The sequence below is a fragment of the Azorhizobium oxalatiphilum genome, assembly GCF_014635325.1.
GTDB lineage: Bacteria > Pseudomonadota > Alphaproteobacteria > Rhizobiales > Xanthobacteraceae > Azorhizobium > Azorhizobium oxalatiphilum.
The window spans coordinates 253,076-266,047 of record NZ_BMCT01000003.1 but is presented as its reverse complement, the minus strand read 5'-3'; the positions used below and the strand labels follow the sequence as shown (position 1 = coordinate 266,047).

General features: G+C 68.5%; 8 protein-coding genes. 6 read left to right on the top strand and 2 right to left on the bottom strand.

The window, feature by feature from the left end:
* Positions 1-22 precede the first annotated feature (22 nt).
* The gene (locus IEW24_RS13200; RefSeq protein ID WP_244644368.1) at positions 23-1,504 is read right to left on the bottom strand and encodes an N-acetylmuramoyl-L-alanine amidase; all 1,482 of its coding nucleotides are present in this window, start codon (positions 1,502-1,504) and stop codon (positions 23-25) included.
* 918 nt (positions 1,505-2,422) lie between these two features.
* Here IEW24_RS13200 and IEW24_RS13195 point away from each other — a divergent pair.
* From IEW24_RS13195 to IEW24_RS13170, 6 genes are all read left to right on the top strand, one after another.
* The gene (locus IEW24_RS13195; RefSeq protein WP_188579257.1) at positions 2,423-5,731 is read left to right on the top strand and encodes an Rne/Rng family ribonuclease; all 3,309 of its coding nucleotides are present in this window, start codon (positions 2,423-2,425) and stop codon (positions 5,729-5,731) included.
* A gap of 284 nt (positions 5,732-6,015) precedes the next feature.
* The gene (rpsU, locus tag IEW24_RS13190) at positions 6,016-6,249 is read left to right on the top strand and encodes a 30S ribosomal protein S21 (protein ID WP_029004937.1); all 234 of its coding nucleotides are present in this window, start codon (positions 6,016-6,018) and stop codon (positions 6,247-6,249) included.
* Between the two features lie 634 nt (positions 6,250-6,883).
* Entirely contained in the window at positions 6,884-8,356 is a 1,473-nt protein-coding gene (gene zwf, locus IEW24_RS13185) for a glucose-6-phosphate dehydrogenase (protein ID WP_188579255.1), read from the top strand.
* A 227-nt stretch (positions 8,357-8,583) separates the two neighbouring features.
* Positions 8,584-9,318, top strand: coding sequence for a 6-phosphogluconolactonase (gene pgl, locus IEW24_RS13180; RefSeq protein WP_188579253.1), 735 nt, complete (start codon positions 8,584-8,586; stop codon positions 9,316-9,318).
* A gap of 13 nt (positions 9,319-9,331) precedes the next feature.
* Positions 9,332-11,005 (top strand): glucose-6-phosphate isomerase, encoded by a 1,674-nt coding sequence (gene pgi, locus IEW24_RS13175; RefSeq protein WP_188579251.1) that lies wholly within the window; start codon positions 9,332-9,334, stop codon positions 11,003-11,005.
* 155 nt (positions 11,006-11,160) lie between these two features.
* Entirely contained in the window at positions 11,161-11,367 is a 207-nt protein-coding gene (locus tag IEW24_RS13170; protein WP_188579249.1) for a hypothetical protein, read from the top strand.
* A gap of 169 nt (positions 11,368-11,536) precedes the next feature.
* Here the strand turns inward: IEW24_RS13170 and oxlT are convergent, their stop codons facing one another.
* Positions 11,537-12,847, bottom strand: a complete 1,311-nt coding sequence (oxlT, locus tag IEW24_RS13165) for an oxalate/formate MFS antiporter (RefSeq protein WP_188579246.1) — start codon at positions 12,845-12,847, stop codon at positions 11,537-11,539.
* Between the last annotated feature and the right edge of the window lie 125 nt (positions 12,848-12,972).

Sequence of the window (12,972 nt, the reverse complement as noted above, 5' to 3'; positions counted from 1 at the left end):
AGCGGAAGCGGGAGTTTGGCCCTTATTTGGGCACCGCAGGCGCCGCGCCGCCGGTGGGCACGCCACCGGCCACGCGGGTGGCGAAGAAGTCGTTGATGGCGGTCTGCATGGACTCCGCCAGCTTGTCGCGCCACGCATCCGAGGTCATCTGCTTGAGATCCTGCGGGCTCGACATATAGCCCAGCTCCACCAGCACGGACGGCACGTCGTGCGCTTTCAGCACCCGGAAGCCCGCCGACTTGATGGGCGAGCGGTGCATGCGGGCGGTGTGCTTCATGGTGCCCACCAGCGTGCGGGCGAACAGGGCCGAAAAGCTCTTGGTCTCGCGCTGGACGAGATCGGCCAGAATGTCGGCCACCTGACTGTTTTCCTCGGCGGAATCGATGCCGGCGATGGCGTCCGACTTGTTCTCCTTTTCCGCCAGATGCGCCGCATCGGCGTCGGAGGCGGTGTCGGAGAGGGTATAGACGCTGGCGCCGCGCGCCTGCCCGTCACCGGCCGCCAGCGCATCCGCATGGATGGAGACGAAGAGCGCCGCCTGATTGCGGCGGGCGATGCGCACCCGCTCGCCCAAGGGCACGAACACGTCGGTGGAGCGGGTCATCACCACCCGGAAGCGGCCGCTCTTCTCCAGCTTGTCCCGGAGCGCGACGGCCACATCGAGGACGATGTTCTTCTCCGCATAGGAGGTGGCGCCCGTGGTGCCGGAATCCACGCCGCCATGGCCGGGGTCGAGCACCACCACCGGACGCTTGTCGTCCGGGCTGGCGGCTGCGTCCGCGGCCGGCGGCGGCGGGGCGGCCTCGGCGGCGGGCGCCTGCGTGGCGTTGAAGGTGGCGGCATCCGTCTTCACCAGATCCACCACGAGGCGGGCCGGCTGGTCGTCCTGCGCGGCGATGACGAAGGCCTTGTCGATCACCACCGGGTCGGAGGCGTCCAGCACCATGCGGGCCTTGCCGGGGGCGAACAGGCCGAAGCGATAGGCCGACACCAGCCCGCGCCGCATGTCCGGCGCATCGGCCTTGAAGCCGAAGGTGACATCCTTCAGGTCGATGATGACGCGGGTGGGATTGGCCAGGGTGAAGGCCCGGAACTCGGCCGCCCGGCTGAGATCGATGATGAGGCGGGTGCGCTGGCCATCACCCGCGATGCGGGCGGCCAGCGCCGTGGAGGGGCCGCCGGCCGGCTGCGCCTTGGCCGCGTCCTTGACCGGCGCGAGGTCCAGATCCCTGCCCGGCTCGGCGGTGGCGACCGCACTTTTCGCGGACACGGAGCCGACCACATCGTCCAGCGGGCCGAAGACATCGGGCGTCTCGGCATCGGGCTTGGCGGGCTCGGTTTTGGCGGGCTCGGACTTGGCCGTGTCCGTTTTGGTCGTGTCGGTTTTGGCAGCTTCTGCCGGTGCGGGCTTGTGGCCCGGCCCGGCCGCGCCCACAGGCGAGACCGCGATCAGCAGCAGCGCAAGGGCCGCCGCCAGCCGGCGCGCACGGGGGACGACGGACACACAAGGTGCTTGGATAAGGGCGAGGGAAGACGCGCCCGCCGTGACCGCCCGGCGCGAGGCACCGGCGGAGATCACAGAGGGAAGGAAACGCGCATGCGTCTGCAAATCGACCGTCCGGAAACCGCTGAAGACAAGTCCTACTCGATAGCGCTCGGGGCGTTAACTGCGGGTTGACGCCTCAGGCCTCTTGTCCCCCACGGTGTGCCCGCGCCGCCACAGCCGATCCTGCACCGGCAAACCATCGCGGGGCTGTCGTCGGACTCTGCCTAACAGACTGGCAGCCTAAGCGGCGTGCATGATCCTTGCCAAGACCGGAGCGGGACGGGTATGAAGGAGACGCATATGGTTGCGCGCCGGAATTCGCCTCAGGGCTGCCGGTAGCCGAAACCACCCGAGATGCAGCGTTTCCAAGTCCTTGAAGGATGTCCCGAGGGATGTCCCTGAGGGGTGGCGGAACCGGCGCTGCATCAGGCGTCGCGGCCTTCCCGGTTGGGTCAGGATCCTGCGACGGCGCGCATCAGCGCGTTTCGGGGCCGCCGCCGGAGGAGCGCTCTCGCGCTCTGCGTGTCACGCGCTCCAGCGATACGGCCCGGAAAGGGTGTTTCGGCTGCACGGGTCATGAGGCAGCTCTTCCATCCGGGAAGAGCAGGCAGCCGTATGTCCCCCTGGTCGGACATCTGGGTCCGGTCCAATGTTTCGCTGAGGGACGAGTAGCCGAAGGCATGGACGTTCAATCGCACGACCAGCACGCGCAGCGTGCTCCCGTGTGGCCCTATGCCAAGGGTGTCGCAATGACGCCTGCCTGCTGCCGATCCTCTGTTTTCTTCCGCCATCATGTCCGGTGTCTGAACGGGTCGCGGGCCTTGCCCCGGCGTCCGTCCACGAGCTTGCGCTCCGACGCCGTGAAGAGAGATTTCCATGGCAAACAAGATGCTTATCGACGCCACCCACCCGGAGGAAACCCGGGTGGTGGTCGTGCGCGGGAACCGGGTCGAAGAGTTCGACTATGAGTCCGCGTCCCGCAAGCAGCTGCGGGGCAACATCTATCTCGCGAAGGTCACGCGTGTAGAGCCCTCCCTGCAGGCGGCCTTCATCGAATATGGCGGCAACCGCCACGGCTTCCTCGCCTTCAGTGAGATCCATCCCGACTATTACCAGATCCCCGTCGCCGACCGTCAGGCGCTGATCGAGGAAGAGGAGCGCGCCGCCCGCGCCGCCGAGGACGAGGAAGAGCGCCGCGAGCGCCGCCGCGAGCGTTCGCGCGGCAAGCGCGCCGCCGCCGCCGACACCTCCTCCGACAGCGAGGACGATGAGGACAGCGACGTCGAGGAAGTCGAGGACGACGAAGTCATCGACACCATCGAGGACGGCAACATCTTCTCCTCCGGCCATGACGAGGACGAAGAGGACGAGGACGACGATCGCCGGCCGGAGCCGCTCGACCCCGAGACCCTGCCGCGCGAGACCGACGTCGCCCATATCGCCGCCGCCGAGGACCATGTGTCTCCGGACGAGGCGGAAAGCGTTGCGCCTGCCGCTCCCGTCGCGGCCGAGACCGCCGAAGTCCCGCCCGCCGAAGCCCTGCCCGCCCCCGCGGAGCAGGAGAGCGCGCCCGTGTCCGAGGCCGCCGCAGTGCAGGCCGAGGAAGCCGAACAGACCGCCAAGCCCATGCTCGCCTCCGGCGACGCGGTGGTGAGCGAGGCTGTCGAGCCCCCGCCGGCCGCCGAGACCGCCCCGGACGCGACTGACGCTCCGGCCACCGAGACCGTCGCGGTCGCGGCTGTGGAGACCACCGACGTCACCGAGGCCGCCGCTCCGTCCGACGAGACGCAGGACATCGCCGAAGTCGAGGCCGCCGAGGCCGAGACCGCTGAAGGCGAAGAGGCCGCCGAGGGCGAAGCCGCCCCGGTCCGCGCCCGCGAGGATCGCCGCCGGTCGCGCCGCTCGCGTCATCGCGGCCGCAAGCCCTCCGAGGAGCGTGACCGCGAGAGCGACAACGGCGAGGAGAGCGACGAGGAAGACGAGGGCGTGGAGCAGATGGGCTCCGACGACGCGCTGGAGGAGGTGCCCGAGCGCGCCCACCAGCGCCGCGCCCGCACCTACAAGATCCAGGAAGTCATCCGCCGCCGTCAGGTGATGCTGGTGCAGGTGGTCAAGGAAGAGCGCGGCAACAAGGGCGCTGCGCTGACCACCTACCTGTCGCTCGCCGGCCGCTATTCGGTGCTGATGCCCAACACCGCGCGCGGCGGCGGCATCTCCCGCAAGATCACCAATGCGGTGGACCGCAAGCGTCTGAAGGAAGTGGTGCAGGATCTGGAGGTGCCGGAAGGGATGGGCATCATCCTGCGCACCGCCGGCGCCAACCGCACCAAGGTCGAGATCAAGCGCGACTTCGAATATCTCCTGCGCCTGTGGGAGACGGTCCGCGAGCTGACCCTGACTTCGGCCGCCCCGAGCCTCGTCTATGAGGAAGGCTCGCTCATCAAGCGCGCCATCCGCGATCTCTACAGCAAGGAGATCGACGAAATTCACGTGGCCGGCGCCGAGGGCTTCCGCGAGGCCCGCGACTTCATGCGCATGCTCATGCCGAGCCATGCCAAGAACGTCATGCCCTACAGCGAACCCCAGCCGATCTTCGCCAAGTATGGCGTGGAGCATCAGCTGGACGCGATGTTCTCCCCCGTCGTGCAGTTGAAGAGCGGCGGCTACATCGTCATCAACCCCACCGAGGCCCTGGTCTCCATCGACGTGAACTCCGGCCGCGCCACGCGCGAGCATCACATCGAGGACACCGCGCTCAAGACGAACATGGAAGCGTCCGAGGAAATCGCCCGGCAGCTCCGCCTGCGCGATCTCGCCGGCCTGATCGTCATCGACTTCATCGACATGGAGGAGAAGCGCAACAACCGCTCGGTGGAGCGCAAGCTCAAGGACTGCCTGAAGAACGACCGCGCCCGCATCCAGGTGGGCCGGATCTCGCACTTCGGCCTCATGGAGATGTCCCGCCAGCGCATCCGCACCGGCGTGCTGGAAAGCTCCATCGAGGTGTGCCCCACCTGCGGCGGCACCGGCCACGTGCGCTCGGCGGCCTCGGTTTCGCTCCAGCTGCTGCGCGCGCTGGAAGAGCATCTGCTGCGCGCCACCACCCACAACCTCATCGGCCGTACCCGCGCCGAGGTGGCGCTCTATGTGCTGAACCACAAGCGCGCCCACCTGCGCGAGCTTGAGGACCGCTTCGGCGTCACCCTGATCGTGCAGGCCGACGACAGCGTCACCGGCCACCAGCCCTTCATAATCGAGAAGGGCGAGATCGCCGCGCCCCCCGCCCCCGCCCCGCGCGCCAGCGCCGTGGTGCAGCCCGATTCGATCATGCTCGATGAGGACTATGAGGACGAGGAAGAGGAGATCGAGGACACCGTCGAGGCGGATGGCGAAGCCGAGGGCGAGGCCGCTGTCGCCGATCGTGGCGATGAGCCCTCCCGCAAGCGCCGCCGCCGTCGCCGCCGTCGTGGCGGTGAGCGCGACGGCGAGGGCCGCGAGGCCCGCTCCGACGACGAAGGCGACGACGAGACCGCCTCCGAAGGCGATGCCGAGGGCGAGGACGACGAGGCCCGCGCCGAGGGCGAGGAGCGCTCCGACGACCGTGGCGAAGACAGCAACGACCGTCGCCGCCGCCGCCGTGGCCGCCGTGGCGGACGCCGCAATCGCCGTGACGGCGAAGAGGGCGCGACCGGCGGCGAGGATGACGCCAACGGCTCCGACGAGAACGGTTCCGACGAGGCCGATTCCGATGAGACCCGCTCCGAGGAAAGCCTCGCGTCCCGCACGCTGGGCTTCCCCGGCCAGGACACCTTCGCCGAGATCGAGGCCGTCTCCACCGAGACCGCCCCGGCTGAAGCACCTGTGACCGCCGAGGCCCCCGCGCCGGAGCCGGTCGCGGCTCCCGCACCGGTTCCCCCGGCTGCGGCCGAGGCCGAAGCGCCGGCCCCCAAGCCCCGCCGCCGCTCCACGGTGCGCGAGAAGGCGCCGGTGGCCAGCGCCCCCGCCGCCGAGGCGACGCCCGAGGCACCCGCCAGCGAAACGCCCGCCGCCGAGGCCCCCGTGGCCGAGAGCGCGCCGGTTGCAGCTGCCGAGCCGGAAGCCCCCGTCCCGGCCCCGGCCGAGCCGGCTGGCCCGCCGGCCAAGCCCCGCGCGGGCTGGTGGAATCGCAAGCTGTTCGGCGGCTGATCAGCAGCCTGCGCGACGCGTAAAACCCTTCAGAGCGGCGCCTTCGGGCGCCGCTTTTGTTTTGGGCATGCCCGAAGTTGCGGCGTCAGTGGTAACGCGAGGACGGATCGCGCGGGGAGGCCCGCAAAAGCCTTGCAGCAGCGGTGGACAAGCCCCCTCCCGCCTGATATGGAAGCGCTCCTTCGGATCAACCGGCGGGGTGTTTTTGGCACCGATCGCCTCTTGATACGGATACCTATTTCTATTGACGCTCGCTCGGCGCAACAGCTCGAAGAGGCAAACACGTGCAAGTTCTCGTCCGCGATAACAATGTCGATCAGGCCCTCAAGGCGCTCAAGAAGAAGATGCAGCGCGAGGGGATCTTCCGCGAGATGAAGCTCCGTGGCCATTACGAGAAGCCTTCCGAGAAGCGCGCCCGCGAAGAGGCCGAAGCCGTTCGCCGCGCCCGCAAGTTGGCCCGCAAGCGCGCCCAGCGCGAAGGCCTGCTGCCCTCCAAGCCCCGCACCGGCGGCCGCTGAGCATTTTCCGCCGGTTCGTCCGGCGGTTCTTTGAGTTGAGCCAGACATCCGCGTGGCCTCGGGCCGCGCGGATGTTTTGCGTTCCGGGGGCTGAAGGAACGGGGTCCGGTCGCGGCCCGCAGCCGTGACGCCGACGGCGCGAGGTCTTGGTGGCTTCCAGTCGGCCTTAGGCGATTCGAGAATCGCTGCCGCTCCGATGGATGCAAAGAGCTCCCTCTCCCGCCTTGGTGCGGAAAGCCCTCTCCCGCTTGCGGGGGAGGGTTGGGAGGGGGCGCCGCCACAGGCGGCGGGACGCGCTCCGCTGGCAGTCGGCCAACAAATGTCTCGCGACCCTCGCTTCGCTCGGCCCCCTCCCTATCCCTCCCCCGCAAGCGGGAGAGGGAACCTGTGGCGCTGGCGGTGAGGGTCCGCTTTCAGCCCGTCGATGCGCCGCCTTTCGCCCCTCCCCCTTGCGCCTGCCCGCTCGCCGCCTCATCTCCCCTCTTCCCACCGGCGGCATCCCCTGCCGCCCCACGGTCACGCCCGCGCTTTAACGTTGCCCCCGGATGGTCGCACCATCGACGCGATGGATTTGCTAGAAGGGGTCTGAACACGCACTGATGGCCGGCCCCGGAGGCTGGCCGGTGGAGGTGAAATGGTTGCTCGCGTCATCACCGTGGACCCGTTCGACATTGTGGTGTTCGGCGCCACCGGCGATCTGGCGAAGCGCAAGCTGCTGCCCGCGCTCTATGAACGGGACCTCGCCGGTCAGATTCCCCCCGAGGCGCGCATCATCGGCGTCTCGCGCCGCCCCATGACCCGCGCGGAATATCAGGAGCTGGCCCGCGACGCCGTGGAGGATCGCGACGGCATCGACACCATCGAGGCCCAGCGCCTCGCCCGCTTCCTCGACCGGGTGGACTATGTGGCGGTGGATGCCGTCTCCGACGAGGGCTGGTCCGAACTGAAAGCCCATCTCGCCGATGGCGAAGACCGGGTGCGCGTCTTCTACCTCGCGGTGGGGCCGGACCTGTTCGACGATATCTGCAGCCGCATCGGCCAGTATGGCCTCGTCACGCCCAAGACCCGCGTGGTGGTCGAGAAGCCCGTGGGCAAGAATCTCGAATCGGCCCGCAAGGTCAACGAAGCCGTGGGCAGGGTCTTCCCCGAGGAATCGGTGTTCCGCATCGATCATTATCTCGGCAAGGAGACGGTGCAGAACCTCATGGCGCTGCGCTTCGCCAATGCCCTGTTCGAGCCGGTGTGGAACAACGCCCATATCGACCATGTGCAGATCACGGTGGCCGAGAGCATCGGCACCGCCGGCCGCGCGGGCTATTACGATACGGCCGGCGCCCTGCGCGACATGGTGCAGAACCACATCCTCCAGTTGCTCTGCCTCGTGGCCATGGAGCCGCCCGTCTCCATGGACGCGGACGCGGTGCGTGACGAGAAGCTGAAGGTTCTGAAAGCCCTCGTGCCCATCGACGAAAAGAGCGCGCCGCATCTGACCGTACGCGGCCAGTATCGCGCCGGGGCGTCTGCGGGCGGCGCGGTGTCCGGCTATCTGGACGAACTGGGCTCGCCGGAGAGCAACACCGAGACCTTCGTGGCGCTGAAGGCGGAAATCGCCAACTGGCGCTGGGCGGGCGTGCCCTTCTATCTGCGCTCCGGCAAAAGGCTGGCCAGCCGGGTGTCGGAGATCGTGGTCGCCTTCAAGCCCATCCCGCACTCCGTGTTCGACGGCAGCGCCGGCCCGATCAGCGCCAATCACCTCGTCATCCGCCTCCAGCCGGACGAGGGCGTGCGGCTGTGGCTGATGATCAAGGATCCCGGCCCGGGCGGCATGCGCCTCCAGCACGTGCCGCTGGACATGAGCTTCGCCGAGGCCTTCGGGGTGCGGAACCCCGATGCCTATGAGCGCCTGCTCATGGACGTGGTGCGGGGCAACCAGACCCTGTTCATGCGCCGCGACGAAGTGGAAGCGGCCTGGACCTGGATCGACCCCATCCTCGACGCCTGGAAAGCCTCGAACGAAACACCCAAGCCCTACACCGCCGGCACATGGGGACCGTCGGCCTCCATCGCGCTCATCGAGCGCGACGGCCGCACCTGGCAGGACGACTGACCGGCAGGAGGACTGCCACGGGACCGATCCGGCACCGCGCCGCCGGTCCCGTGCGGCGGGAGCCCGCCTTGCCTGCGCCCCCGCGCACATGCTCCTGTGCTGTTCTCGCCTTGCGTTCCTCTTGCCTGCGTCCCCTTGCCCGCGTTCTCCGCGTCCGTGTTGCCTTGCGCGTTTCTCCGCCCCCTGCCCCGTGACGGCAGCGGGGGCCATCCGAAACGGAACCTGCCATGACCGAGACCTCGTCCGACGATGACGGCGATCTTTTACCCATCGCGCTGACCGCCCATCCGGACCCGGAGGCGCTGGCCCGTGCGCTCGCCGCCCATGTGGCCGAAGCCCTGCGCCGGCGCATCGCCAGCGACGGCGCCGCTTCCCTCGCCGTCTCCGGCGGCCGCACCCCCATCCGCTTTTTCGAGGCCCTCTCCGGCGCGCCGCTGGACTGGGACAAGATCACCGTGACGCTGGTGGACGAGCGCTGGGTGCCGGAAACCTCCGAGCGCTCCAATGCCGCTTTGGTGCGCCGCCATCTGCTGCAGGGCCCGGCGGCGGCCGCCCATTTCGTGCCGCTCTATACGGGCGATGCCACCCCCGAGGACGGGCTGGAGGACGCCCATGCGGCCATGGCCATGGTGCCCCGCCCGTTCGCGGCGGTGGTGCTGGGCATGGGCGACGATGCCCACACCGCCTCCTTCTTTCCCGGCGCGCCGACGCTTTACGCCGCCATCGACCCGCGCACCGATGCCGACCTCGTGGCCGTGCATGCGGCCACCGCTGGCGAGCCGCGCATCACCTTCACCATCCGGCCGCTGATCGGCGCCGACGCGCTGTTCCTGCACATCGAGGGCCCGCACAAGCGCATGGTGCTCGATGCGGCGCGGGAACCGGGCGATGCGCTGGAGCGTCCTATCCGCGCCATCCTACTGCACAGCCCACGCCCGCTCGACGTGCTGTGGTGCCCCTGACGGAGATCACCCCATGACCAAGACCCCGAAGGACAAGGCACCGGCGACCAATGCAGCGGCGGTGGCAGCGGCATGGGACAAGCTCGCCGCGCTGCGCGCCGAAACCCAGGGCACGCCACTGGCAAAGCTGTTCGAGACCGAGGGGCGCTTCGGCCGCTTCTCCGGCCGCCTCGGCGACCTGCTGCTGGATTTCTCCAAGACCTCGCTGACCGAGGAGGCGCTGGCCGCCACCTTCGCGCTCATGCGCGCGGCCGGCGTGGAAGAGCGGCGCGACGCCATGTTCGCGGGCGCGCACATCAATGTCACCGAGGACCGTGCGGTGCTGCACACGGCACTGCGCGACACCTCCAGCGCGCCCATTCTGGTGGATGGCGCCGACGCCAAGCCGGAGATCCGCGACACGCTGGCCCGCCTCGCCGCCTTCTCCGAGGGCGTGCGCTCCGGCATCATCTCCGGCGCGCGCGGGCAGGCCTTCACCGATGTGGTGAACATCGGCATCGGCGGCTCCGACCTCGGCCCGGCCATGGCGACGCTGGCGCTCGCCCCCTATCACGACGGCCCGCGCCTGCACTTCGTCTCCAATGTGGACGGCGCGCACATCCATGACGTGCTGAAGCCGCTGCATCCGGCCACCACGCTGATCATCGTCGCATCCAAGACCTTCACCACCATCGAGACCATGACCAATGCCCGCACCGCGCGGGCCTGGCTGGTGGCGTCGCAGGGCGAAGGCGCGGTGAGCGCGCATTTCGCCGCCGTCTCCACGGCGCTCGACAAGGTGGCGGCCTTCGGCATCGACACCGAGCGCGCCTTCGGCTTCTGGGACTGGGTGGGCGGGCGCTATTCCGTCTGGTCGGCGGTGGGCCTGTCGCTGATGATCGCCATCGGCCCGGCCCTGTTCGCCGACTTCCTCGCCGGGGGCGCGGCCATCGACGAGCATTTCCGCCATGCCCCGCTGGAGGAGAATCTCCCGGCGCTGCTGGCGGCGGTGGGCCTGTGGCACCGGAACGTGTGCGGCTACCCGACCCGCGCGGTCATCCCCTACGACCAGCGCCTCGCCCGCCTGCCCGCCTATCTCCAGCAGCTGGACATGGAGAGCAACGGCAAGAGCGTGACACTGGAGGGCGAGGCGGTGACGCGGCCCACGGGGCCGGTGGTGTGGGGCGAGCCCGGCACCAATTCGCAGCACGCCTTCTTCCAGCTGCTGCATCAGGGCACGGACGTGATCCCGGTGGAATTCCTCATTGCCGCTCAAGGGCATGAGCCCCATCTGCGCACCCACCATGAGTTGCTGATCGCCAATTGCCTCGCGCAATCGGAGGCCCTGCTGCGTGGCCGGACGCTGGAGGAGGCACAGGCCCAGCTCCGCGCCAAGGGCATGGATGAAGCCACGGTCGCCCGTGTTGCACCGCACCGCGTTTTCCCCGGCAGCCGGCCCTCTACAACCTTGTCCTACACCCTGCTCGATCCCTTCACCCTGGGGCGCATCATCGCACTCTATGAGCACCGCGTGTTCATAGAGGCCGCCACATGGGGCATAGACGCCTTCGATCAATGGGGCGTGGAGTTGGGTAAGGAACTGGCTACCGATTTCCTGCCCGCGGTGACGGGTGCTGCGGTGCCGAAGGGCACCACGGACTCAACCGCAGGAACGCTTTCGCACCTGCGAAGCCTCTCACCTTCCTAGACGTCATTGCTATGCAGCAATGCAGACCTCGATCTGCATTATTTTGTATACCACGGATCGCAGCTTTAAGTCAGTATGCCTTCACGAAACGAGGGGCGCCGCGGTGGCGCCCCCGGATCACCAGAGGCACGGCGAGGCCGTGCCCGGAGGCGAAAATGACGACCGCGACCGCTACCACCCTCTCGCGTCTGCTCGACACCCTCGGCGCGGTGCTGCGTGTGTCGGTTCCCGCTGCGACCCCGGCCTTTGCTGGCGCGCCCGCTGTGGCGCTGACCGAGACCCGCGCGCAGACCAAGTTCGGCGGCGACAAGCCGGCCGAAGAGTATGAGCCCGCCTGGGCGTCCTTCCCCCGCGCGCTCTGAGCCTCAGGCTCCCCTACCCTTCTTCCCGAGATCGCGCCGGCCGGCGTTGCGTATCGCGGCCGTGCGCACCCCTTAAAACGACAAATCCCCGGCTCGCGCCGGGGATCTGATCTTGAAGGTGCCGATCCCCGATGCACCGGGGATCGTCCCTATCCGCGAAGCGCGCCACTCAGTGGGCGATTTCGGCCCGGGTCTTGATCGCCTCTTCCGGCACCACTGCCGCCTGGGCGACGAAGCGGGCCCGCATGGGCTTCAGGACGAAGAGCGCCATCAATGCTGCGATGGCATTCACCGCTGCCGTGACCACGAACACCATGTCCCAGTTGCCGAACTGCGCCACCGCGATGCTGGCGAAGGGCACCACGAGGGACGCCGTGCCCTTGGCGGTGTAGAGCATGCCGGCATTGGTAGTGGCGAACTTCGAGCCGAAGGTGTCGCCGCAGGTCGCCGGGAACAGCGAGTAGATCTCGCCCCAGGCGAAGAAGACGAGACCGGTCAGCAGCACGAAGGCGATCGGGTTGGCACCGAACTTGGCCAGAGCCAGCACGCCCACCGCTTCCAGCGCGAAGGCGATGAACATGGTGTTCTCGCGGCCGATGTTATCCGACACCCAGCCGAAGAACGGACGGGTGAGGCCGTTCAGCACGCGGTCGATGGACAGCGCGAAGGTCAGCGCCGGCATGGTGATGCCGATCAGGCTCACCGGCACGTCGGCGATCTTGAAGTCCTTGGCGATGGAGCCGAGCTGGGCCGTCGCCATCAGGCCGCCCGCCGCCACCAGCACGAACATCAGATACATGACCCAGAACACCGGAGCCTTGGCCATCTCGCCGGGGCCGTAATTGCGGCGGGACTGCACCACGCCCCTGCTGACGACCTTGGGCACCTGGCCTTCCTTCGGGCTCTTCAGCAGCAGCGAGACGAGGAGCACCACGCCACCCTGAAGCAGGCCGAACACGAGGAAGGTCTGCTGGTAGCCGGCGCTCTCGATCATCGAGGCGATGGGGACGATGGTGAGGGCCGAACCCGCGCCGAAGCCGGCGGCGGTGAGGCCGGCGGCGAGACCGCGGCGATCCGGGAACCACTTCAGCGCCGCACCCACGCAAGTGCCGTACACCGCGCCGGCACCGATGCCGCCGATGGCCGCCGAGACATAGAGCATGGCGAGCGAGGAGGCGACCGAGTTCATCGCCCAGGCGGCGGCGCACAGGATGCCGCCGATGAAGACGACGATGCGCGGGCCGAACTTGTCGACGAACCAGCCCTCGATGGGCACCAGCCAGGTTTCGGTGAGAACGAAGATGGTGAAGGCCACCTGAATGGCGGGGCGACCCCAGCCGTACTTCTCATTGATGGGCTCGACGAAGAGCGTCCAGCCATATTGCAGATTGGCGATCATCGACATGCAGACGATGCCGATCACCAGTTGCAGCCAGCGTCCGCCGAACGGTCCCTGACTTGCGGTTTGACTTGCCGACATTTCCTACCCTTCCACGATTGGTGTCATCGAAATCCGGTTGACGGAGATCTGGTCGATGAACGGCCCGTGACGGTCGCCATTCTTGTTTGCCGGACCCAATTGGCGTTGGGGAACCGGCTTGCGTA